The 21,217-nt window shown below is 70.8% G+C and carries 21 protein-coding genes; 7 read left to right on the forward strand and 14 right to left on the reverse strand.

Going from position 1 to position 21,217, the window contains the following annotated elements; genetic code table 11:
* Both STRBO_RS0134605 and STRBO_RS0134610 read left to right on the forward strand, forming a co-directional pair.
* On the forward strand, window positions 1-1,515 hold the full coding sequence (locus tag STRBO_RS0134605) for a leucyl aminopeptidase family protein (protein ID WP_020115559.1): 1,515 nt from the start codon (window positions 1-3) through the stop codon (window positions 1,513-1,515).
* A gap of 89 nt (window positions 1,516-1,604) precedes the next feature.
* A complete protein-coding gene (locus STRBO_RS0134610; protein WP_028797011.1) occupies window positions 1,605-2,858 on the forward strand; it encodes a PTS transporter subunit EIIC in 1,254 nt (417 codons plus the stop codon).
* A gap of 74 nt (window positions 2,859-2,932) precedes the next feature.
* On the opposite strand, the gene STRBO_RS0134615 is transcribed toward STRBO_RS0134610, so the two are convergent.
* Complete coding sequence (locus STRBO_RS0134615; RefSeq protein WP_020115560.1) at window positions 2,933-3,685, reverse strand: MBL fold metallo-hydrolase; 753 nt, start codon at window positions 3,683-3,685, stop codon at window positions 2,933-2,935.
* 335 nt (window positions 3,686-4,020) lie between these two features.
* Here STRBO_RS0134615 and STRBO_RS0134620 point away from each other — a divergent pair, with 335 nt between their 5' ends.
* The gene (locus STRBO_RS0134620; RefSeq protein WP_005486728.1) at window positions 4,021-4,512 is read left to right on the forward strand and encodes a type II toxin-antitoxin system PemK/MazF family toxin; all 492 of its coding nucleotides are present in this window, start codon (window positions 4,021-4,023) and stop codon (window positions 4,510-4,512) included.
* 191 nt (window positions 4,513-4,703) lie between these two features.
* Here STRBO_RS0134620 and STRBO_RS0134625 read toward each other — a convergent pair whose 3' ends face one another.
* From STRBO_RS0134625 to clpS, 8 genes are all read right to left on the reverse strand, one after another.
* Window positions 4,704-5,654 (reverse strand): PLP-dependent cysteine synthase family protein, encoded by a 951-nt coding sequence (locus tag STRBO_RS0134625; RefSeq protein ID WP_005486729.1) that lies wholly within the window; start codon window positions 5,652-5,654, stop codon window positions 4,704-4,706.
* 6 nt (window positions 5,655-5,660) lie between these two features.
* Window positions 5,661-5,939 carry a MoaD/ThiS family protein gene (locus STRBO_RS0134630; protein ID WP_028797012.1) on the reverse strand — a complete coding sequence of 93 codons (279 nt, stop codon included), beginning with the start codon at window positions 5,937-5,939 and terminating at the stop codon, window positions 5,661-5,663.
* A 146-nt stretch (window positions 5,940-6,085) separates the two neighbouring features.
* The gene (locus STRBO_RS45760) at window positions 6,086-6,181 is read right to left on the reverse strand and encodes a putative leader peptide (RefSeq protein WP_020115562.1); all 96 of its coding nucleotides are present in this window, start codon (window positions 6,179-6,181) and stop codon (window positions 6,086-6,088) included.
* Between the two features lie 110 nt (window positions 6,182-6,291).
* Window positions 6,292-7,359 (reverse strand): LacI family DNA-binding transcriptional regulator, encoded by a 1,068-nt coding sequence (locus STRBO_RS0134640; RefSeq protein ID WP_202500510.1) that lies wholly within the window; start codon window positions 7,357-7,359, stop codon window positions 6,292-6,294.
* A gap of 82 nt (window positions 7,360-7,441) precedes the next feature.
* Window positions 7,442-7,864 (reverse strand): M67 family metallopeptidase, encoded by a 423-nt coding sequence (locus tag STRBO_RS0134645; RefSeq protein WP_005486735.1) that lies wholly within the window; start codon window positions 7,862-7,864, stop codon window positions 7,442-7,444.
* Between the two features lie 98 nt (window positions 7,865-7,962).
* A complete protein-coding gene (locus STRBO_RS0134650; RefSeq protein ID WP_005486736.1) occupies window positions 7,963-9,408 on the reverse strand; it encodes an amino acid permease in 1,446 nt (481 codons plus the stop codon).
* A gap of 429 nt (window positions 9,409-9,837) precedes the next feature.
* Window positions 9,838-10,440 (reverse strand): DUF2017 domain-containing protein, encoded by a 603-nt coding sequence (locus STRBO_RS0134655; RefSeq protein WP_005486738.1) that lies wholly within the window; start codon window positions 10,438-10,440, stop codon window positions 9,838-9,840.
* Window positions 10,441-10,451: 11 nt separating this feature from the next.
* Window positions 10,452-10,769 (reverse strand): ATP-dependent Clp protease adapter ClpS, encoded by a 318-nt coding sequence (clpS, locus tag STRBO_RS0134660; protein WP_005486739.1) that lies wholly within the window; start codon window positions 10,767-10,769, stop codon window positions 10,452-10,454.
* 111 nt (window positions 10,770-10,880) lie between these two features.
* On the opposite strand from clpS, the gene STRBO_RS0134665 reads away from it, so the two are divergent.
* Together STRBO_RS0134665 and STRBO_RS0134670 are read left to right on the forward strand one after the other, a co-directional pair.
* Complete coding sequence (locus STRBO_RS0134665) at window positions 10,881-12,209, forward strand: nicotinate phosphoribosyltransferase (protein ID WP_020115564.1); 1,329 nt, start codon at window positions 10,881-10,883, stop codon at window positions 12,207-12,209.
* 269 nt (window positions 12,210-12,478) lie between these two features.
* Window positions 12,479-13,066 carry an isochorismatase family protein gene (locus tag STRBO_RS0134670; RefSeq protein WP_005486741.1) on the forward strand — a complete coding sequence of 196 codons (588 nt, stop codon included), beginning with the start codon at window positions 12,479-12,481 and terminating at the stop codon, window positions 13,064-13,066.
* Window positions 13,067-13,089: 23 nt separating this feature from the next.
* Here STRBO_RS0134670 and STRBO_RS0134675 read toward each other — a convergent pair whose 3' ends face one another.
* Both STRBO_RS0134675 and STRBO_RS0134680 read right to left on the reverse strand, forming a co-directional pair.
* Complete coding sequence (locus STRBO_RS0134675; RefSeq protein ID WP_005486742.1) at window positions 13,090-13,443, reverse strand: hypothetical protein; 354 nt, start codon at window positions 13,441-13,443, stop codon at window positions 13,090-13,092.
* A 123-nt stretch (window positions 13,444-13,566) separates the two neighbouring features.
* Window positions 13,567-15,918 (reverse strand): immune inhibitor A domain-containing protein, encoded by a 2,352-nt coding sequence (locus STRBO_RS0134680; RefSeq protein ID WP_020115565.1) that lies wholly within the window; start codon window positions 15,916-15,918, stop codon window positions 13,567-13,569.
* A gap of 466 nt (window positions 15,919-16,384) precedes the next feature.
* On the opposite strand from STRBO_RS0134680, the gene STRBO_RS0134685 reads away from it, so the two are divergent.
* On the forward strand, window positions 16,385-16,672 hold the full coding sequence (locus tag STRBO_RS0134685) for a hypothetical protein (RefSeq protein ID WP_005486745.1): 288 nt from the start codon (window positions 16,385-16,387) through the stop codon (window positions 16,670-16,672).
* Between the two features lie 84 nt (window positions 16,673-16,756).
* Here the strand turns inward: STRBO_RS0134685 and STRBO_RS0134690 are convergent, their stop codons facing one another.
* The gene (locus STRBO_RS0134690; protein ID WP_005486746.1) at window positions 16,757-17,452 is read right to left on the reverse strand and encodes an RDD family protein; all 696 of its coding nucleotides are present in this window, start codon (window positions 17,450-17,452) and stop codon (window positions 16,757-16,759) included.
* A 69-nt stretch (window positions 17,453-17,521) separates the two neighbouring features.
* Window positions 17,522-19,093: an RDD family protein gene (locus STRBO_RS0134695; RefSeq protein WP_078531671.1), complete on the reverse strand. Its 1,572-nt coding sequence runs from the start codon at window positions 19,091-19,093 to the stop codon at window positions 17,522-17,524.
* A gap of 265 nt (window positions 19,094-19,358) precedes the next feature.
* On the opposite strand from STRBO_RS0134695, the gene STRBO_RS0134700 reads away from it, so the two are divergent.
* Window positions 19,359-19,772, forward strand: coding sequence for an SsgA family sporulation/cell division regulator (locus STRBO_RS0134700; protein WP_005486749.1), 414 nt, complete (start codon window positions 19,359-19,361; stop codon window positions 19,770-19,772).
* A gap of 22 nt (window positions 19,773-19,794) precedes the next feature.
* Here the strand turns inward: STRBO_RS0134700 and STRBO_RS0134705 are convergent, their stop codons facing one another.
* Window positions 19,795-21,210: an FAD-binding oxidoreductase gene (locus STRBO_RS0134705; protein ID WP_005486750.1), complete on the reverse strand. Its 1,416-nt coding sequence runs from the start codon at window positions 21,208-21,210 to the stop codon at window positions 19,795-19,797.
* Window positions 21,211-21,217: the final 7 nt, after the last annotated feature.

Raw genomic sequence — 21,217 nt, forward strand, 5'->3', positions numbered from 1 at the left:
ATGACCCGGGTCGTGGCCGGTGACGTCACCGCCGACGCGGCGGGCCGGCCGGCCGACGTCGTCGCGTACGGCCGCCACACCGGTGGCGCCGTCAGCGCGTTCTGCCGCCGCCGGGGTTTCGTGGCCCGGCCCGGGCAGGTGGTCGCGGAGCCGTCCGCCGACGGACGTTCGGTGGTGCTGAACGTGGGCCTGGGGCCCGCGGGTGCGGCCACGGCCGCCACGTTCCGCGCCGCGGCGGCGGCCGCGGTACGGGCCGCGGGCCCGGCCCGCACGCTCCGCCTGGAACTCGCCCCGGCCGGCGACGGCGGGGTCCCGGCGGCCGACCGGGACCGGGCCGTGGCGGAGGGCGCGGTGCTGGGCCTGTATCGCTACGACGAGTACCGGTCCGCGCGGGCCGCGAGCCCCCTGGCCGAGGTGGTCGTGGCGACCGGGGAGCGGCGGGCCGTCGCCGAGGGCCTGGCCGTCGCCGAGGCCACCTGCCTGGCCCGCGACCTCGTCAACCGTCCGGCCGGCGCCCTCACGCCCCCGGTGTTCGCCGACCGGATCCGCGAGCTTGCGGGCGCCGCCGGCCTCGGCTGCGCGATGTACGAGGCCGCCGGGCTGACGGAGCTGGGCCTCACGGGCCTGGCCGCCGTGGGCCGGGGTTCCGCGGAGCCGCCCCGGTACGTGGAGCTGACGTACGAACCGCCGGAGGGCGAACCGGTCCTCACCGTCGGGCTGGTCGGCAAGGGTGTGACGTTCGACTCCGGCGGGCTGTCCCTGAAACCGTCCGGCGAGCGGCACGCCATGAAGGCCGACATGGCCGGCGCTGCGGCCGTCGTCGCGGCCCTGACGGCCCTGCCCCGCCTGGGCCTGCCCCTGCGGGTACGCGGCCATCTGCCCCTCGCGGAGAACATGCCGGACGGCGGCGCCCTGCGGGTGGGTGACGTCGTACGGCATCTCGACGGTACGACGACGGAGATCACCCACACCGACAACGAGGGCCGGGTGGTGCTGGCCGACGTCCTGGTCCGCGCGAGCGGCCCCGGCCCGCACCGCGCCGACCTGGTCATCGACGTGGCCACGCTGACCTCGGCCGCGGTGCACGCGCTCGGCACCCGGACGGGTGCACTGTTCACGCCGGACGAGTGGCTGGCCCGGACGGTGCTGGCCGCGTCGGAGCGGGCCGGGGAGTCGGTGTGCCGACTGCCGCTGCTCGCCCACGAGCGCCGCCATCTGCGGTCCACCGTGGCGGACCGGGTCAATTGTTCGCACCGGCACGGCGACACCGTGCAGGCCGCGCTCTTCCTCCAGGACTTCGTCGCCGACGGGGTCCGCTGGGCCCACCTGGACATCGCCGCGCCCGCGTACAACGACGAGGGCCCGTACGCCGAAGTCCCCCACGGCGGTACCGGGTTCGCGGTGCGCACGCTGACCGAGACGCTGCGCGCGCTGTGCGGCGGCGCTCCGGACACGGGTCCGGACCTGCGCGAGCCGTCCGGGAGCGGCTCGGAATCCCGTTCGCGATCCTGGTAGGAATCGAGGGTTCCTGATCCCGTCCCCCATCTGCTACAACAGGTCTACACCACTGAGTGGTGTAGACCACCACCCGATGGAGGAAGTCCATGAGCACTGCCACCGCGCCAACGGCGGCACCCCAGAAGAAGTGGGGATCAGGCCTGATGCAGGGCCTGCAGAAGGTCGGACGCAGCCTGCAGCTGCCCATCGCCGTGCTGCCGGCCGCCGGCCTGCTGGTCCGGCTCGGCCAGCCGGACGTCTTCGGGGCCGACGGCCTCGGCTGGGACCGGGTCGCCGCGGTCTTCGACAAGGCCGGCGGCGCCATCACCGGCAACCTCGCGATGCTGTTCTGCATCGGTGTCGCGATCGGCTTCGCCAAGAAGGCCGACGGCTCGACCGCCCTCGCCGCACTGGTGGGCTTCCTGGTCTACAGCAAGGTCCTCGAAGCGTTCCCGGTGTCCGAGGCCAAGATCACCAAGGGCGCGGACATCGCCGCGACGTACAACAATCCCGGCGTCCTCGGCGGCATCGTCATGGGTCTGCTCTCGGCGGTCCTGTGGCAGCGGTACCACCGCAAGAAGCTGGTGGACTGGCTCGGCTTCTTCAACGGCCGCCGTCTGGTGCCGATCATCATGGCCTTCGTCGGTGTCGCCGTGGGCGTCTTCTTCGGTCTGGTCTGGGAGCCGATCGGGGAGGCCATCGGCAGCTTCGGCGAGTGGATGACCGGCCTCGGTTCGCTCGGCGCGGCCCTGTTCGGCGCGATCAACCGGGCGCTCATCCCGATCGGCATGCACCAGTTCGTCAACACGGTGGCGTGGTTCCAGCTCGGCGAGTTCAAGGACGCCGCCGGTGTGGTCTCCCACGGCGACTACAGCCGCTTCCTGGCCGGTGACCCGACCGCCGGAATGTTCATGTCCGGGTTCTTCCCGATCATGATGTTCGGTCTGCCGGCGGCTGCCCTGGCCATCGCGCACACCGCCCGCCCCGAGCGCCGCAAGGTCGTCACGGGCATGATGATCTCGCTCGCCCTGACGTCCTTCGTGACGGGCGTGACGGAGCCGATCGAGTTCTCGTTCATGTTCATCGCCCCGCTCCTCTACGTGATCCACGCGCTGCTGACCGCGCTCTCCATGGCCATCACCTGGGGGCTCGGGGTCCACGCCGGCTTCAACTTCTCCGCCGGCTTCATCGACTACGCGCTGAACTGGAACCTGGCCACCAAGCCATGGATGATCATCCCGATCGGTCTGGCGTTCGGCGCCGTCTACTACTTCGTCTTCCGCTTCGCCATCGTCAGGTTCAACCTGCCGACGCCGGGCCGTGAGCCCGAGGAGGAGGTGGAGGACCTCACGAAGGCGTGAGCCGCGGCAGCCGAACGGCGGCGGGCCCCCGGAGCGTTTCGCTCCGGGGGCCCGCCGCCGTTCGCGTACCGGGCTCAGATCTCGTACGTCACCCTGGGCACCGCCAGCTCCACCGGACCGTCGTACACCGCGCGGGCGTCGACGAGGTTGACCTGCGGGTCGGTCCACGGCGGGACGTGGGTGAGGACGAGACGGCGGGCGCCCGCCCGGGCGGCCGTCCCACCTGCCTCGCGTCCGTTGAGGTGGAGGTCCGGGATGTCCTCCTTGCCGTGCGTGAAGGCGGCCTCGCACAGGAACAGGTCGGCGTCGCGCGCCAGTTCGTCCAGGGTGGCGGTGACACCGGTGTCCCCGGAGTACGTCAGGACCCGGCCGCCGTGCTCGATGCGGATGCCGTACGCCTCGACGGGGTGGGCGACCCGCTCCGTGTGGACGGTGAAGGGGCCGATCTCGAACGTGCTCGGCTTGACCGTGTGGAAGTCGAAGACCTCGCTCATGGAGGAGGCGGACGGGGTGTCGGCGTAGGCCGTGGTCAGGCGCTGCTCGGTGCCCTCCGGTCCGTAGACCGGGAGGGGGTCGCAGCGGCCGCCGTCATGGCGGTAGTAGCGCGCGACGAAGTACGCGCACATGTCGATGCAGTGGTCGGCGTGCAGATGGCTGAGGAAGATCGCGTCGAGGTCGTAGAGACCGCAGTGGCGCTGCAGCTCGCCGAGGGCACCGTTGCCCATGTCGAGGAGCAGCCGGAAGCCGTCGGCCTCTACGAGGTAGCTCGAACAGGCCGATTCCGCGGAAGGGAACGACCCCGAGCAGCCGACGACGGTGAGCTTCATGAGAGCTGGAACCTCCGCGCTGGCGTGAAGTCGTGACAGTCGTGACAGTCGTTTCCGTCGTGACATGCAGACGGGTTGCGGATTGCGGTTAGCGGGGTTGCGAAGTTCGGGCGTGGGTGCAAAGAGAGTGGTGCGGTCCGTTGAGCGTAAGGCGCGAAAGGGTGGGTCGCTCCTCCGCCAGGGGCCGTTGTGGGCGAACTCACCTGTGCTGTCACCGGTTCGGCTGGTCATAGGGCCATTGGGGCGCACGTGGGCCGGGGTGAGGTGGTGCTCAGGAGCGCGCGAGCGCGTGAGGGGGCGGACGTTGCGTGGTGCGCGCCGGTACGGTCGTGGCTATGGACACGTCATGGTGGCCGGCGCTCGCGGCTGTGGTGTTGCTGGCCCTGCTCGCCGCGCTCGTCGACGGGCGGGGTCGTTCGCGACGGCCGCCCCGGCGGACCGGACGAACGGGGCGGACGGGGCGGACGGGGCGGACCCGGCCCCCCGGGCGCCCCGAGCGGCTGCGCGGGCCGGTGCCGGGACCCAGGCCCGCCGAGATCTGGTGGGCGAGCGTGCCCTTCGAGGACGGGCCCGGGGAGAAGGACCGGCCCTGTCTCGTACTGGCGGTACGCGGGAACCGCGCCCGGGTCGCCAAGATCACCAGTCGCCACCGTGTCGAACGGCCCGGCGTGATCCCGCTGCCCCCGGGCGCGGTCGGTGACGCCCGCGGCCGTCCCAGCTTCCTGGAGACGGACGAGCTGCGGGAGGTGCGGCTGCGTGACTTCCGCCGCAAGGCGGGAGTGGCCGACCCGGCCCTGTGGGCCCAGGTCCGCCACCTGTCGAAGTGACGGGGACGGGCGGCTGTCCGACTGCGGAAAACCAGCCCCTGCGGGCCTGAAAAGCAGTGGGCGCAGCCCCTGCTTTTCAGGGGCGCGGGGAACTGCGCGACCAGCCCCCACTCACCCGCACCCGACAACGCACCCGGACCCGCACCCCCACCCGACCCCGCACCCCCACCCGACCCCGCACCGCCGCGCGCTCACGCCCAGAGCTGCCCCTGCAACGTCTCGATCGCCTCTTCCGTCGTCGCCGCCGTGTAGACGCCCGTCGACAGGTACTTCCACCCACCGTCGGCGACGACGAACACGATGTCGGCCGGCTCCCCGGACTTCACCGCCTTGTTCCCGACCCCGATCGCCGCGTGCAGCGCGGCCCCCGTGGAGACGCCCGCGAAGATGCCCTCCTGCTGCAGCAGCTCACGCGTGCGGGTCACCGCGTCGGCCGAACCGACCGAGAACCGGGTCGTCAGCACGGACGCGTCGTACAGCTCCGGCACGAACCCCTCGTCGAGGTTGCGCAGGCCGTACACGAGATCGTCGTAGCGCGGCTCGGCGGCGACGATCTTGACGTCCGGCTTCTGTTCGCGCAGGAAGCGGCCCACGCCCATCAGCGTCCCGGTGGTGCCGAGACCGGCGACGAAGTGCGTGATGGAGGGCAGGTCCGCGAGGATCTCCGGGCCCGTCGTCGCATAGTGGGCGCCCGCGTTGTCCGGGTTGCCGTACTGGTAGAGCATCACCCAGTCGGGGTGCTCGGCGGACAGCTCCTTGGCGACGCGTACGGCCGTGTTGGAGCCTCCCGCCGCCGGGGACGGGATGATCTCGGCCCCCCACATGGCGAGCAGCTCACGCCGCTCCTGGGAGGTGTTCTCGGGCATGACGCAGACCATGCGGTAGCCCTTGAGCTTCGCCGCCATGGCCAGCGAGATGCCCGTGTTGCCCGAGGTGGGCTCCAGGATCGTGCAGCCGGGAGTGAGACGGCCGTCCTTCTCCGCCTGTTCGATCATGTGCAGGGCGGGCCGGTCCTTGACCGAACCCGTCGGATTGCGGTCCTCCAGCTTCGCCCAGATACGGACGTCGGCGGACGGCGACAGCCGCGGCAGGCACACCAGAGGGGTGTTGCCCACCGCGGCCAGCGGGGAGTCGTAGCGCATGGGTGATCAGGCCATGCCGCCGGCCACCGCCGGCAGGATGGTCACGTTGTCGCCGTCGGACAGCTTGGTGTTGATGCCCTCCAGGAAGCGGACGTCCTCGTCGTTCAGGTAGACGTTGACGAAGCGGCGCAGCTCACCGCCGTCCACGATCCGGGCGTGGATGCCCGTGTGACGGCTCTCCAGGTCGGTGAACAGGTCGGCGAGGGTGGCACCGGCTCCCTCCACCGCCTTCTGGCCGTCGGTGTACTGGCGGAGGATGGTGGGGATGCGGACCTCGATGGCCATGGTGTGCGGCTCCTGTCGGGAGTGGTGGTCGGTGGCGCGCGGCAGCGCGAAGTGCGTGGTCACACGGGTGTCGGCTCCCCCGGTTCTCGACTCGCTCGAACCGGGAGCTACCCCCATCGGCGGCCGTACGGCGGCGGGGGCCGGCGTCAACAGATGGCGCTGGCAAGCCTGCACAGGTCGACGTGCAGCCGCGCCACGAGCAGTGCGCCCGGCGTCTTCTCGCTCACGTCGTCAAAAACCATGCGCTCATCGTATCGATTCCCGGTCCGGGCCCTGGAATGTGATCCCACATGCCGGACGGATTCGGGCCGGGGATTGAGATGGAGGGCGGAACCACCCCGTCGGACGCAGGTCAGGCCGACTGCCGGACGACCAGCCGCGTGGGGGTGATCACCGAGGCCAGAGGGCTTTCCGCCCCCGGTTCCCCCGGGCCCGCCAGGTCCTCCGTGTGACGGAACAGCAGCCGGGCCATCAGCCGGCCCATGCCCTCAATGTCCTGGTGGACGGTGGTGAGCGGGGGGTCGGTGTGCTCGGCGATGGGGGTGAGGTCGTCGAAGCCGACGACCGCCACGTCGTCCGGCACCCGGCGTCCGCGCTCGCGCAGCACCTGCAGCGCGCCGGAGGCCATCAGGTCGGAGGCGACGAAGACGGCGTCCAGGTCGGGGCGGCGGTCGAGGAGCGCGGTCATGGCGCTGACGCCGCCCTGCCGCGTGTAGTCGGAGTGCTCGATCATCTCGGGCGGCGCCTCCGGCAGGAGGTCCCGGTAGCCGTCCAGGCGGTCGAAGGCGGACGCCTCCCGCTCGACCGGGCCGGTGATCGTCGCGATGCGCTCCCGGCCCAGGGCGAGCAGATGACGGACGGCCTCGCGGGCGCCGCCCCGGTTGTCGGCGTCGACGTACACACGGTCGTGGACGGGTTCGCCGTCGCGCAGCATCGGCCGGCCGCCGAAGACGGCGGGCAGGCCGAGCCGGTCGATCATGCCGGGCAGCGGGTCGTCGGACCGCAGGGAGAACAGCAGCGCGCCGTCGACGTGGCCGCCGCCCAGGAAGTCGCTCACGCGCGGGTACTCCTCGGGCTCCTCCAGGAAGAGGAGGACGGGCTGGGCGCCGTGGGCGACCAGTTCCTTGCGGATGCCCCGCAGGTGGAGGTCGAAGAAGGGGTCGATGAAGAGGCGGTTCTGCGGCTGGCTCGCGACGACGGCGATGGCGTTGTTGCGGCGGGTGACCAGCTGGCGGGCGGCGGAGTTCGGTACGTAGCCCAGCTCGGCGATGACCTCCCGGACCCGTTCGACGACCGCCGCGCGCACCTTGTCCTCGCCGTTGATCACTCGTGACACGGTGGACTTGGACACCCCCGAGCCGCGTGCGACGTCGTCGAGCGTGGGGCGCCGGCCGTACGGTCGCCGCGTCTGTCGAGTCAAGACCGTCTCCGTGGCGGGCAGTTGGTGAGCGTGCGTGCGCGTGCGTACGGACACCGTAACCGCGAAATTCCTGTGCCGCCGGTCAGTAGGCCGCCACGATGCGCACCTCCTCCTCGGTCACCTCGCCCTCGACGATCCGGAACGAGCGGAACTGGAACTCGCCGAGACCGTCGGTGTCGGCGGTCGAGACGAGGACGTAGTGGGCGCCGGGCTCGTTGGCGTAGGAGATGTCGGTGCGGGACGGGCGGGCCTCGGTGGCGGTGTGGGAGTGGTAGATGACCACCGGCTCCTCGTCGCGGTCGTCCATCTCGCGGTAGAGCTTGAGCAGGTCGCCGGAGTCGAACTCGTAGAACGTGGGCGACATGGCCGCGTTCAGCATCGGGATGAAGCGCTCGGGGCGGTCCGAGCCCGCCGGTCCCGCGACGACGCCGCACGCCTCGTCGGGGTGGTCCTTGCGCGCGTGGGCGACGATTCTGTCGACGAGGTCCTGGGTGATGGTCAGCATGGTCGCCAGGATAAGCAGAAGGGCTGTTCCGTACCGGGGGGTGGTACGGAACAGCCCACATGCTGGGACCAGGGCCTCGGGGGCCCTTGCCCGTCCGGTCAGCCGATCTTCTCGAACTCCGTCTCGCGGCGCTCGGTGACCGCGGGGTTGCGGCTCTTGAGCACGGCCCAGCCGATGCCGAGGGCCGCCGCCCAGCCCGCCATGACGTAGAGGCAGACGCGGGAGTCGGCGTCGTAGGCGATGAGGCAGGTGACGAAGAGCAGGAAGACGATGGCGACCCAGCTGCACTTCGCGCCGCCCGGGGCCGGGAAGGACGAGGCGGGCAGGCGGCCGGCGTCCACACCGCGGCGGTAGAGGACGTGGCTGATCAGGATCATCAGCCAGGTCCAGATGCCGGCGGCGGTGGCGACGGAGACGACGTAGCCGAAGGCCTTCTCCGGGACGATGTAGTTCAGGATCACGCCGATGCCCATGAAGAGCACGGAGACGGTGATGCCGAACGCCGGGGTCTTCGTCGACGACAGCCTGCTGAAGGCCTTGGGGGCCTCGCCGTTGTCCGCGAGGGTGCGCAGCATGCGGCCGGTGGAGTACATGCCCGAGTTGCAGGAGGACAGGGCCGCCGTCAGCACCACGAAGTTGACGATGCCGGCGCCCGCCGGGATGCCGATCTTGGCGAAGGCCTCGACGAAGGGGCTCACGCCGGGCGCGAACTCGGTCCACTTCACCACGCAGAGGATGACGGTGAGGGCACCGACGTAGAAGAGCGCGATCCGCCAGGGCAGGGTGTTGATGGCCTTGGGGAGGGTCTTCTCGGGGTTCTCCGACTCACCGGCCGTGACGCCGACCAGTTCGACGGCGAGGTAGGCGAACATCACGCCCTGAAGGGTCATCAGGGACGAGCCGACGCCCTTGGGGAAGACGCCGTCGAAGGCCCACAGGTTGGAGACCGCGGCGGTGTCGCCGGCGCTGCTGAAGCCGAAGGTGAGGACACCGAGGCCGATCACGATCATGCCGAGCAGGGCGGTGACCTTGACCATCGAGAACCAGAACTCGATCTCGCCGAAGAGCTTCACCGAGATCAGGTTGGCGCCGAAGAGGACCACCAGGAAGACCAGGGCGGTGACCCACCGAGGGACGTCCGGCCACCAGTAGTTGACGTAGATCGCGGCGGCCGTGAGTTCGGCCATGCCGGTGACGACCCACATCAGCCAGTACGTCCAGCCGGTGAAGTAGCCGAAGAACGGGCCGAGGAACTCGCGGGAGTACTCCGCGAACGAACCGGAGACCGGGCGGTACAGGAGCAGCTCGCCGAGGGCTCGCATGATGAAGAAGATGATGACGCCGGCGAGGGCGTACATGAAGATCAGACTGGGGCCGGCCTTGGCGATGTTCGCCCCGGCTCCCAGGAAGAGGCCGACGCCGATGGCGCCGCCGATCGCGATCATCTGGACCTGACGGCTGCCGAGCCCGCGCTCGTACCCCTCTTCGGGTGCGTCGCCGCGCACGGCCTCGTCGCCGTTCTTGTTGACCTGAGCGGAGGTCATGTGTTGTGCGCCTTTCTCCACGCTGGGCCGATCCGGGCCGTTCGCCGACCCGGGATCGGGTTCCGATCCCCCCGGATGTGATGGAGCTGAGCGGGCCCGTCGCTGAGCCCGCTCGTGCCTGGCCGACGGTCGTCGGCCGGTGGCGCACCCGAGCGGACATGGGTGTCGTCCGGTCGAGCGATCGTGCAGATCTATCACGGCCGCCATCTTGATCCACCGGTTCTTCTGTGGCGCACAACACAGGGAGAAGCGGACAAAGAACACCCGCGAGGGCATCCCTCGCGGGCGTGGTGACGTGATCGTTATCCGGATTTGAGTGTCCTCTGAGCGAACACTGAGCGTCCGTGGAGAAGACGTGGAACGCCCGTGCGGCGGGCGTGGAGAGGCCTCAGGACCCCGGGAGCCCGGGACCTCGGAGGGGCGGCGCCCTCAGGGCATGAGTGTCGTGACGAGCGAGTCCTGGAGGCCGCCCAGCCACAGGTACGCCATCACCATCGGCTTGCGCGGGTCCTCGTCCGGCAGGCGGTAGAGGAGGTCGGTGTCCTCCTCGTCGACGACGTCCAGCCGGGAGCCGATCGCGAGCCGCAGGTCGTTGAGGCAGCCGAGCCAGTGCTGGGAGTCGTCCGCCGACAGCTTCAGCACGGCCCCGCCCTCCCCGGCCGCGGAGAGCGCGTCCAGGGAGTGGATCACCGCGAGGGCCTTCTCGCGCTTGCCGGCCCGCAGGTCGTTCTCGGTGAAGCGGCGGAACTCCGAGGAGTACGCCCGCTGCTCCTCCGCCTCCCGGGCCGTCGGGGTGCCCTGGGGGTCGCTGTAGGCGTCGGGGAACAGCCGCAGCAGGACGGGATCCTTGGGCGGCTCGCTCGGACCCTCGGCGAAGAGTTCGGCGAGCGGGTCCTCGTCGGCGTCCTCGGCGGGGCCGGGGCCGATCAGCTCCAGGAGCTGTACCGCCAGCGAGCGGATGATGGAGATCTCGACCTCGTCGAGCGCGACGGCGGCGCCGCCGCCGGGGAGCGATTCGAATTGTCCTGGCATCAGGTGCGTCGCTACTTCCGGTCCTGCTGGAGGGTGGCCCACAGACCGTAGCCGTGCATGGCCTGTACGTCGCGTTCCATCTCCTCGCGTGATCCGCTGGAGACGACCGCGCGGCCCTTGTGGTGGACGTCGAGCATGAGTTTGTTGGCCTTCTCCTTCGAGTACCCGAAGTAGGCCTGGAAGACATACGTCACATAGCTCATGAGGTTCACCGGGTCGTTGTGGACGATCGTGAGCCACGGAACGTCCGGTTCCGGTACGGCGAAGGCCTCCTCCGCCGACTCGGTCTTCTCGATCTCCATGGGAACAGCTGCCGTCACACCGCCCATGCTGCCACCACAGGGGGGTCCCCGCACAAATGCGGCCCCGCGACCAGGGCACATGAGATACGGCCACCCAGAAATCGTCAGATTGACGAGATGGGAGTACGATCCCTTGCCATGAACACAGCGGACCTCGGTTTGCCGGTCGACGTCCCCTCGACCGCGCTCTTCACGGACCACTACGAACTCACGATGCTGCAGGCCGCCCTGAAAGCGGGTACGGCCGAGCGGCGCTCGGTGTTCGAGGTCTTCACACGGCGGCTGCCGGAGGGGCGCAGGTACGGCGTGGTGGCCGGCACCGGACGGGTGCTCGACGCGGTCGAGAACTTCCGTTTCGACCCGGCCGTCCTCGGCTTCCTGCGCGAGCGCTCCATCGTCGACGCGCAGACCCTCGACTGGCTCGCCGGCTACCGCTTCGCCGGAGACGTGTGGGGCTACCAGGAGGGCGAGGTGTACTTCCCGGGCTCGCCCATCATCCGGGTCGAGGGCACCTTCGCCGAGTGCGTCCTGCTGGAGACCGTGATCCTCTCCATCCTCAATCACGACTCGGCGATCGCGGCCGCCGCCTCCCGGATGTCCAGCGCCGCTGGGGGGCGCCCGCTGATCGAGATGGGCGCCCGGCGCACGCACGAGCTGGCCGCAGTGGCCGCCTCGCGCGCCGCGTACGTCGGCGGCTTCACCTCCACCTCGGACCTGGCCGCCGGCTTCCGCTACGGCATCCCGACGGTCGGCACGAGCGCCCACGCCTTCACCCTGCTCCACGACCGCGAGCGGGACGCCTTTCAGGCCCAGGTGGACTCGCTCGGCCGGAACACCACGCTCCTCGTCGACACCTACGACGTCACCGAAGCCGTGCGGACCGCCGTGGAGATCGCCGGGCCCGAGCTGAGCGCCGTGCGCATCGACTCCGGTGATCTGCTCCTCGTCGCCCACCGGGTGCGGCAGCAACTGGACGAGCTGGGCGCGCGGGACACCCGGATCATCGTGACCTCGGACCTCGACGAGTACGCCATCGCCTCGCTGGCGGCGGCGCCGGTGGACGCGTACGGCGTCGGGACACAGCTGGTGACCGGCTCCGGGCACCCCACCTGCTCGATGGTCTACAAGCTCGTCGCGAGGGCCGAGTCCGCGGACCCCACGGACCCGCTGGTGCCGGTGGCGAAGAAGTCCAGCGGCGGGAAGACGTCCATCGGGGGCCGTAAGTGGGCGGCCCGGCGGCTGGACGAGCACGGCGTCGCGCAGGCCGAGGTGATCGGCACCGGGCCGGTGCCCGAGGAGCTGCGGGAACACCAGCTCCTCGTCCCGCTGGTCAAGGACGGCCTGGTGCTCTCCCGGGAGCCCCTGGACGTCGTACGCGAGCGGCATGTGGCCGCCCGGGCGAGGCTGCCGCTGTCGGCGACGCAGCTGTCGCGCGGGGAAGCGGTCCTTCCGACGGAGTACGTCTGATCCATCCGCGGGCGCACACAGGGAGTGGGCCGGAGTGAACCTGTCCGGCACGCTCTCCCGCGAGCCCCCGAGCGCCCGCGTGTTCGGTTCGTGCTCCGGTCCGCGCACCGGGCGAGCGCCGGATGCCCCCTCCCGAACGGCTCCCGAAGTCTCTAGGCTCGGAAGTTCGTAGATGCGAAGCCCGGCGTTCGCGCTCCGGCGTTCGCGCTCCAGCCCTCGGCCGACCCCACCCACCCCGAAGCACCGAAGAGTCTAAGGACACCGACACCATGCGCCGCGCCTTGATCGTCGTCGATGTACAGAACGACTTCTGCGAGGGGGGCAGCCTCGCGGTGGCCGGTGGTGCCGATGTGGCCGCCGCCGTCACCGAGCTGATCGGCCAGGCGGCCGGCCCCGGCTACCAGCACGTGGTGGCCACCCGTGACCACCACATCGCGCCCGGTGGCCACTTCTCCGACAACCCCGACTACGTCCACTCCTGGCCCGCCCACTGCGTCGCCGGGACGGAGGGGGTCGGCTTCCACCCGAACTTCGCCCCCGTGATCGCCTCCGGCGCGGTCGACGCCGTCTTCGACAAGGGGGCGTACTCCGCGGCCTACAGCGGCTTCGAGGGCGCCGACGAGAACGGCGTGACCCTCGCGGAGTGGCTGCGCGCCCGTGACATCACCGAGGTCGACGTCGTCGGCATCGCCACGGACCACTGCGTACGGGCCACCGCCCTGGACGCCGCGCGGGAGGGCTTCCGCACCCAGGTGCTGCTGGACCTGACCGCCGGGGTGGCCGAGGAGACGACCGAGCGGGCCCTGGAGGAGCTGCGGGAGGCGGGCGTGGAGCTGTCGGGCAAGCCGGTGGTGTGACCCCCCGAAGGGCGCCGCACGGGTCACACCGGCACCGTGGGCCTCCTCAGCAGCGCTCTGATCGGGTGCCACAGCTCCGGGGTCGTGGAGGCTGGGCAGACCGGTGAGGTGCGCCATATCAGGCCGTCGGGATGGTGCAGGACGGCCGTGATCTCGTCCGGGGTCGGGGGCGCCGCGTTGCCGCGGAGGTAGATCGCTCGCATGCCCAGGTTGCGGAGCCGGGTCAGGGCCCTGGCGCGGTTCGCGGCCAGGACGAGGACCCGTACGGCACCGTCGTCCTGCGGCACCCAGGTCGTACCCGGTGCCACCGCCCCGGACAGGTTCAGGGCGACGACGACATTGCCGTCCGGCAGTTTGCAGAAACCTCCTGCGGCCATGCAGGTCACACCCCCGTGCGTGTCAGTGTCAATAAGAAGACCACACCACGCACCTAAACACGTCCGGCCGCGACCCGCCAAGGGGGTCGCGGCCGGACATGCTCTGACCTGCGGAAATACGAGCTACTTCACCGCGGGGCCGACCTTGACCGACATCGTGGAGCCGTCCGCGGCCTCCTTGACGATCTCGATCTTGGTGTTGGTGTCAGTGATCTTGACACCGGCCAGCGGGGTGAGCGCGTCGTAGTAGGTGTTGGTCCGGTCGTTGAAGACGGACACACCCGCGGACGACGGGATGGTCGTCGGGACGTCGGCCTTGTGCAGCGTCAGACCGTCCGTGCGGTAGAGGCTGAACGGCGAGTCGTAGGCCTGGATCCGGCTGCGCATCACCGTGCCGTCGGCCCACTTCAGCGCCGCCGGGTGCGAGTCGACCGGCAGGACCAGACCCGCGCCGGGGTGGACGCTGGTGTTGTTGTCCGCCTGCGAGGTGTCCCACTTCCAGATCAACAGACCGTTCTGGTAGGGGAAGTGCTCCACCCAGTCCGGACGCGTGGTCGAGAAGCCGAAGTTGTACGGGCCGACCTTGAGGGTCTCGTCGTACGACACGTACTGACGGTTCTCGGCGATGTAGTACTGCGCGTAGTCGTCCGTGATCGACGCGCCCACGCGGGAGAAGCCCTTGGCGGTCCAGGCCGCGTCCGCGCTCTCCGCGTTGTCCGAGAAGAGGACGGAACCGTCGGCGGTCAGCGCGATGGAGTCGGCCGCGAAGCCCTTCGGGGCCACGCCGCCGTCCGTCTGGTAGCGGAAGCGGAGGTCGAACTTCTTGCCCGCGTAGGCGTTCAGGGAGTACGACAGCTTCTTGTACGCGGCGGAGGAGCCGGTCAGCGCGGGCTTGCCGCTGGCGTCGCGCGGGATCGCCGCGCCGTCCACCGTGCCGTCGACGGCGGTCCAGTTGGCGCCGCCGTCGGTCGACACCTCGGTGTAGAGGTAGTCGAACTCGGCCTCGATGTCGTACCAGCCGTCGAGGCTGAGCGCGGCCGAGGACTTGCCCGTGAGGTCCACGGAACGGGTCAGCGTGTTGGAGAGGTTGTCACCGCTGCCGCTCCACCACTGGGTCGAGCCCTGCGCCGGAACGACGATCTCGGTGGAGACCTCCTTCTTCGGCAGCTCGACCACGAGGGCCTGCTTGTCCTTGGAGTTGTACTCCGCGACCCCGAGCTTGTGCCGCGACTTCGTCGCCGCCTTCGCCGTGTCGTAGTCCAGCCAGCCGAGCTGCAGCTTGTCCCAGGCGGTCATGTCGCCGGGCAGGTCGCCGATGGCGTCCTTGCCCGTGCCGAGCCAGGAACCGGACGACATCAGCGTCCAGAAGCCGGTGGAGTTGTCGCCGCCCGCGGTGTCGTAGTGGTCCGGCAGACCGAGGTCGTGGCCGTACTCGTGGGCGTAGACACCGAGGCCGCCGTTCTCCGGCTGGACGGTGTAGTCGCCGACCCAGATGCCGGTGTCGCCGATCTTGGCGCCGCCGAGCTTGTTGTCGGCCGGGCCGGTCGCGCCCGCGTCGGTGCCGAACGCGTACCAGCGGTGGGCCCAGATGGCGTCCTCGCCCTGCGCGCCGCCGCCGGCGGACTCGTCCTCACCGGCGTGCACGACCTGGAAGTGGTCGATGTAGCCGTCGGGCTCGTTGAAGTCGCCGTCGCCGTCGAAGTCGTAGCGGTCCCACTGGTCGAACTCGGCCACGTCCGCCTTGATCTCGGCGTCGGTGCGCCCCGCTGCCTTCTGCTGGGCGACCCAGGACGTGACACCGTCACTGACGATGTTCCACACGCTGGAGCAGTTGGTCTGGCCGCACTTGTTGTTGCCGTAGCGGGCCTCGTTGTAGGGGACCTTGACCCAGTCGGAGACCTCGCCCTCGACCGAGTAGCGGCCCGAGGACTGCTTCTCGTAGTACTTCTTCACCGACTCGTCGTTCTTGCCGGTGCCGAAGTAGAGGTCCTGGAAGTACTTCTGGTCGTAGTCCGCCTGCCAGGCCGTGGAGTTGTCCTTGGCCCGGTCCGGCTCGGCGATCTGGTTGTGCAGCGGGCCCGCGGTGCCGCCGTAGCGGCTGTCGATCTTGTCGCCGAACTCGACCAGGATCGTGAAGATCTTGTCGGTCTTCTCGCGGCCGAGCTCGACGTACTTGCTCTTGCCCTTCTTGCTGTCCAGCTTCACGACCTGCGAGCCGTCACGGTCCTTGACCGTGGCGTCGCCGGATATGACCTGCTGCAGGGCCTCCTCGCGCTGGGCCTCCCGAGTTTTGCTCAGGGGTCCGTCGAGGTCGTGCTCGCCGGCGTGCTCGTGGTCCGCCGGGTCGTGCCGGTCCACAGCCGCCGGTGTGCCGTCGGCGGCCTGCGCCACCGTGAGGGCCGACATGGTCGCCGCCGCAGTGGCGACCGCGACGCCGATGGCGGCAGCTCTGAACGTCCAGGGTCTACTGGTCACTTGAGGTCCTCCCCCGCGTCCGTTCGCGCGGAGGAGGATGGTCCTGTGTGGAGGAGTCCGCGCGCGGTATACGCGTGTAGTCAAGTGACGCCATTCGACCGGAGTTTCGAGAGAAAAAACAGATCTTGACTTGGACAGGTCAAGTGCACTATCGGCGTCTACGGGAAGCACTTGTTCGTTATGCGGTCGTGATGTGCACCGCTCACGCGTCTTCCGAACCGGCGCGCATATGCGTCGACTTGCCGGAGGGCATGAACCCGTGCGCCCCCTGTGCACCCGGCACCGTGTGTCAGGTCACGCTTACCCGTCGTTCCACTCGGGCACCCTGGCGAATAGAGTCGAGTGGCGGAGCGCCGGAAGTCGGTGAAAGCCAAGTCGACCCCCCTGCTTCACCTTTGATTCGTATCCGCACCCTCCCCTTCATCCTGAGAGGCACGGGGAGACCCCACCCGAGGACACGATTGCCATGCCTCGTCCGACGACCGCACAGCTCGCCTACGGCTCCTGCACCGTGATCTTGTCCACACTCGCCATGCTGCTGCTGTCCCAGACGAGTTCCGGCGCGGGCATCGCGGTGATCGCCCTGGCCGCCCTGGCCCTGGGCCTGCTCGTCTCCCTGACCGTGCCGCAGCCCAAGCCCGCGCCCGGCGCCGCAGTGCCCCGCGCCCGCGCGTCCGCCGCTCCCGTACCGGCCTCCCCGGCCGCGCGGGCCGAGGCGGTCCGTGAGCCGGTGCACGAGCGGACGGGCTCCTGAACCGGCACCCGGTGACCGTGTGCTGAAACGTCTCGGCGGGCCCGTGTGCCACGGACCCGCCGTCGTCGTTCGGGGACCGCGCGCTCAGGCGGTGCTGACCACCACCGTCTTGGCCGCCTTGTCGTGCAGACCCTGCTTGTAGGGCTTGTCGAAGAAGCTCCAGCCGCCCGCGATCGCCGTCCAGACGCAGGCGCAGCAGAAGGCGAAGGGGATCCACAGCACGGCCGCGCGGATCAGTGCGGTCTTCGTGGAGGGCGTGGACCCGTCGTCGAGGTCGGCCACCCGCAGTTTCAGCAGCTTCTTGCCGAGGGTCTGGCCGTTCCTGACGGTGAAGAACGTGTCGTACGCGATGTAGAGGACCGCCGCGAGCGCCTCCTGGGCCAGGGACCTGCCGAACTCGAAGTCGTCCGAGTCCACCGTGTACTGGCTGATCCTGAACGCCCACGCCAGCAGCCCCACCACGATCCCCACCAGGATCATGTCGATGATCCGCGCGAGCACCCGCTTCCCGCTGTCGGCGAGCGGCGGCATGCCCGAGAGCGGGTCGCCCGGGTACTGCCCGCCGCTGTAGGGGTCCCCGCCGTAGGGCGGGGGCTGACTCCCGTAGGGCGGCGGCTGATTGCCGTAGGGCGGTTGCTGCCCGCCCCCGTCCGGCGGCGGCTGCCGGGGCGGCGGGTCGTACGGGGAGCCGCCGCCCTGGTGCGGCGGGGGCGGCTGCTTCCTGAACCGGTCGTCGTCCGGGGACTGACCGGAGCCGAAGGGCGGCGGTTCGCTACTCATGGCCCGAGTCGACCGCGAACCCCCCGGCTCCGCATCCGGCACGGGGCCGTACGGAGTACGGAGTGCGCCCTACCCGCCCGCCACGAAGGTGTGCGCCGACTTGTCGTGCCAGCACTGGCGCCACGGCTTGTCCCACACGCACCACAGGACGCCGATCACACCGATGCCGAGCAGCCCGGAGACGGTGTGGACGAGCCAGCGCCGCAGGGAGCGCCCGAACGACGGGGGTTCGTGGCCCTCGATGTCCCGGACGTCGAGCCCGAACAGCTTCTTGCCGAGGGTGCGCCCCCACCGGGCGGTGGGCAGCACCTCGTAGAGGGCGCTGACAAGGAACAGGACACCGAGGACGATGCCCAGGTAGACGGAGGTCGTGCCGTCGACCAGCCAGACCGTGACCCGCTCGCCGGAGAGCTTGGCCGCGTCGATCTTCTCGTCGATGTGGTCCATCGCCTTGGTGCCGAACGGCACGGCGGCCGCGGCCGTGACGGTGCCGACGACCAGGCTGTCCACGAGCCGGGCGGCGAGCCGTCTGCCGAGCCCCGCGGGCCTGGCCTCCGCCTGCCGCCGCGCCGCCGCCTGGAAGGGGTCCTCCACCACCGGCTTCCACGGCGCGACCGGCTGCTCGTCCTCGCCCCCGGCCAGCCGGTGCACCTGCTGCGCCCAGGAGGGCTGCCCGCCGCCGTACCCGACGGCCATGGGGGTCTCGGCCGGCGGCCGGACGGCGGCCTGCTGGGGTACGCCGGGCGCGGACGGGGCGATCTGGGGATCGACGACGGCCGGTGCGGTCTGGGGGGCCTGCTGGGGAAAGGCGCCGCCGAACTGGGGCTGCTGCGGCTCCGCCGAGGGCGGGGCCGGGACGGCCGGGGCGATCGCCGCCGGGGCGGTACCCGCCTGCGGGCCCTGCTGCGCGGGCGGCGGCCCCGGCTGGGGGCCGGACGCCGAGGACGTGACGGACTGCGGGGCGAGACCCAGGGCCTGCTGGGCGGCGACCTGGGCGGGAGTCAGGGGCGAGCCGAAAGGCACGGGGGCCACGGGCGCGCCCCCGTCGGACTGCGGGGGTTCCGCGCTCCCGGCGGTCCGCGGCCCCCCGGACGGGGCCGGGCGGCGGAACACCACCGTGCCCGGGGTGGCCCCGGCGTCCTCGCCGGTGTCCGCCGGCGGGATCGTCGCCGTACCGTCCGTGCTCGCCGTACGCCCGGGGTCACCGCCGTCGGCGGGGGCGGTCGCGTCCGCCGCGAGGGACACCCGGGGGTCGCGCGGGTCCGGGCCGGAGGCCGAACCCCAGGACACCCGGCGGTCCTTGTCGCCGCCGAAGCCGGTCTGGCGGGAGCGGTCGGCGCCCCACGCGGAGGCGGGCTCGGGGCGGGAGCCGTGCAGGGCGTTGTCGGAGGCCGGGCGGTCCTGTTCGCCGTCGGGCGCGGGGTCCTCGTCGAAGAAGTGCGGACCCGTCTCCTCCACGGCGCCGGACGGGCCGGAGCCGGACGGCGGGGCGATCGGCCTGCCGTCGGAGGGAGCCGGACGGCTCGTACCCGGCACCCAGGCCGCACCGTTCCAGTACCGGACGTATCCAGGAATGGACGGGTCCGGGTAATACCCTTCGCGGGGCCTGTCGTCGCCGGGGGCCGGGGTTGGGGCGCTCATGTCCGTCGTCCCGTATCTGCTCGTGGGTTTGGTGGAGGCGTCCAGATCTACCAGACGCCGGCCCTGTCCATGACCGCTGCCTCCGGACCCGCCCCATTCACGCACGGATCTGCTACGGGCCCGCGAGGGCGCCGGTCACCGGGAGCCGGCCGGTGGACCCGGCGGAAAAAAGTTCCGCGAACCCGCGTAATGCGCGGGGGTCCTCGCCCCTCTCACTCGTACGGGCCCGCGCACAGGGACCCGCCACGAGAGAGGAACGATCACCATGCGGCACACCGTCGTGGAGCGCGAACTGGAGCTGGGACTCGTCCTGTCGCCCGAGCGCAGCATCCCCGTACCGGCCAAGCTCGTCTTCCGCAGCGACGACCCGTACGCCGTCCACATCGCCTTCCACATCAACTCCGACCGCCCGGTGAACTGGACGTTCGCCCGGGAGCTGCTGGTGGAGGGGGTGTTCCGGCCGTGCGGGCACGGGGACGTGCGGGTGTGGCCGACGAAGGTGTCGGGCCGGAGCGTCGTGCTGATGGCACTCAGCTCGCCGGACGGGGACGCGCTGCTGGAGGCGCCGGCCGCCGCCGTGTCGGCCTGGCTGGAGCGGACCCTGCGGGTGGTGCCGCCGGGTGCGGAGTTCGACATGCTGCGGATCGACGACGGCCTGGCGGAACTCCTCGCCCAGTGAGGGCTGGCGCAGGGGGCGCGGGTCAGAACAGCTTGCCCGGGTTGAGGATGCCCAGCGGGTCGAAGGCGGACTTCACCGCCCGCTGCATCTCCGTCCCCACCGGGCCCAGCTCCCGCGCCAGCCATTCCTTCTTGAGGATGCCCACACCGTGTTCGCCGGTGATCGTGCCGCCGAGTTCCAGGCCGAGAGCCATGATCTCGTCGAAGGACTCGCGGGCGCGCCGGGACTCGTCGGGGTCCGTGGCGTCGAAGCAGACGGTGGGATGGGTGTTGCCGTCGCCGGCGTGCGCGCAGACCCCGATGGTCAGGTCGTACTTCTCGGCGACGCGTTCCACGCCCTCGATCAGCTCGCCGAGCTTCGAGCGCGGCACGCACACGTCGTCGATCATCGTCGTGCCCTTCACCGCCTCCAGTGCGGTGAGCGACATCCGCCGTGCCTGGAGCAGCAGTTCGGACTCGGCCGCGTCGTCCGCCGGGACGACCTGGGTGGCGCCCGCCGCCTCGCACAGCGCCCCCACGGCGGCGAGGTCGGCGGCCGGGTCCGGGGTGTCGAACGCGGCGAGGAGCAGTGCCTCGGTGGTCTCGGGCAGTCCCATGTGCCCGAGGTCGTTGACGGCCTTCACCGTCGTACGGTCCATGAGTTCGAGCAGTGAGGGGACGTGCCCGCCGGCCATGATCCGGCACACCGCGTCGCACGCGGCGGCGGCCGACGCGAACTCCGCCGCCAGCACCAGTTGCCGCGGCGGCTGCGGCTTCAGGGCGAGGATCGCCCGTACGACGACGCCGAGCGAGCCCTCGGAGCCGACGAAGAGCCGGGTGAGGTCGTAGCCGGCGACGCCCTTCGCGGTACGCCGGCCGGTGGACATCAGCCGTCCGTCGGCGAGCACGACGTCCAGGCCGAGGACGTACTCGGCGGTCACCCCGTACTTCACACAGCACAGGCCGCCGGAGGCCGTGCCGATGTTCCCGCCGATCGTGCACATCTCCCAGCTGGAGGGGTCCGGCGGGTAGAAGAGGCCGTGTTCGTTGACCGCGCGGGAGAGCGTCGCGTTGACGACGCCGGGTTCGACGACGGCGATGCGGTCGACGGGGTTGATCTCCAGGATCCGGTCCATCCTGGTCAGGGACAGGGCGATACACCCCTCGGAGGCGTTGGCCCCGCCGGACAGACCGGTGCGCGCGCCCTGGGGGACGACCGGCACACGCAGGTCGGTGGCCACGCGCATGACGTGCTGGACCTGTTCGACGGTCCGGGGCAGCACGACGACCGCCGGGACACCCGCCTCGCAGAAGCTCGCCATGTCGTTGGCGTACGAGGCCGTGACGTCGGGATCGACGAGGACCGCCTCCGTGGGCAGTCCGCTCAGCAGACGGTCGACGAGGTTGCCGGTCGTCACGGCGTCTTCGATGAGCGGGGCTTCGCTACGGCTCATGATCACAGGGTCG

The organism is Streptomyces bottropensis ATCC 25435, from assembly GCF_000383595.1.
GTDB classification, from domain to species: Bacteria; Actinomycetota; Actinomycetes; order Streptomycetales; family Streptomycetaceae; genus Streptomyces; species Streptomyces bottropensis.

What these genes read in the sequence shown, in the direction of transcription:
- clpS (WP_005486739.1), bottom strand. Translation starts at nt 10,769, where the DNA reads ATGGGCGGTGTGACGGCAGCTGTTCCCATGGAGATCGAGAAGACCGAG.
- STRBO_RS0134610 (WP_028797011.1), top strand. Translation starts at nt 1,605, where the DNA reads ATGAGCACTGCCACCGCGCCAACGGCGGCACCCCAGAAGAAGTGGGGA.
- STRBO_RS0134645 (WP_005486735.1), bottom strand. Translation starts at nt 7,864, where the DNA reads ATGCTGACCATCACCCAGGACCTCGTCGACAGAATCGTCGCCCACGCG.
- STRBO_RS0134700 (WP_005486749.1), top strand. Translation starts at nt 19,359, where the DNA reads ATGCGGCACACCGTCGTGGAGCGCGAACTGGAGCTGGGACTCGTCCTG.
- STRBO_RS0134620 (WP_005486728.1), top strand. Translation starts at nt 4,021, where the DNA reads ATGGACACGTCATGGTGGCCGGCGCTCGCGGCTGTGGTGTTGCTGGCC.
- STRBO_RS0134685 (WP_005486745.1), top strand. Translation starts at nt 16,385, where the DNA reads ATGCCTCGTCCGACGACCGCACAGCTCGCCTACGGCTCCTGCACCGTG.
- STRBO_RS0134630 (WP_028797012.1), bottom strand. Translation starts at nt 5,939, where the DNA reads ATGGCCATCGAGGTCCGCATCCCCACCATCCTCCGCCAGTACACCGAC.
- STRBO_RS0134625 (WP_005486729.1), bottom strand. Translation starts at nt 5,654, where the DNA reads ATGCGCTACGACTCCCCGCTGGCCGCGGTGGGCAACACCCCTCTGGTG.
- STRBO_RS0134605 (WP_020115559.1), top strand. Translation starts at nt 1, where the DNA reads ATGACCCGGGTCGTGGCCGGTGACGTCACCGCCGACGCGGCGGGCCGG.
- STRBO_RS0134690 (WP_005486746.1), bottom strand. Translation starts at nt 17,452, where the DNA reads ATGAGTAGCGAACCGCCGCCCTTCGGCTCCGGTCAGTCCCCGGACGAC.
- STRBO_RS0134695 (WP_078531671.1), bottom strand. Translation starts at nt 19,093, where the DNA reads ATGAGCGCCCCAACCCCGGCCCCCGGCGACGACAGGCCCCGCGAAGGG.
- STRBO_RS45760 (WP_020115562.1), bottom strand. Translation starts at nt 6,181, where the DNA reads ATGGTTTTTGACGACGTGAGCGAGAAGACGCCGGGCGCACTGCTCGTG.
- STRBO_RS0134655 (WP_005486738.1), bottom strand. Translation starts at nt 10,440, where the DNA reads ATGCCAGGACAATTCGAATCGCTCCCCGGCGGCGGCGCCGCCGTCGCG.
- STRBO_RS0134650 (WP_005486736.1), bottom strand. Translation starts at nt 9,408, where the DNA reads ATGACCTCCGCTCAGGTCAACAAGAACGGCGACGAGGCCGTGCGCGGC.
- STRBO_RS0134670 (WP_005486741.1), top strand. Translation starts at nt 12,479, where the DNA reads ATGCGCCGCGCCTTGATCGTCGTCGATGTACAGAACGACTTCTGCGAG.
- STRBO_RS0134615 (WP_020115560.1), bottom strand. Translation starts at nt 3,685, where the DNA reads ATGAAGCTCACCGTCGTCGGCTGCTCGGGGTCGTTCCCTTCCGCGGAA.
- STRBO_RS0134665 (WP_020115564.1), top strand. Translation starts at nt 10,881, where the DNA reads ATGAACACAGCGGACCTCGGTTTGCCGGTCGACGTCCCCTCGACCGCG.
- STRBO_RS0134675 (WP_005486742.1), bottom strand. Translation starts at nt 13,443, where the DNA reads ATGGCCGCAGGAGGTTTCTGCAAACTGCCGGACGGCAATGTCGTCGTC.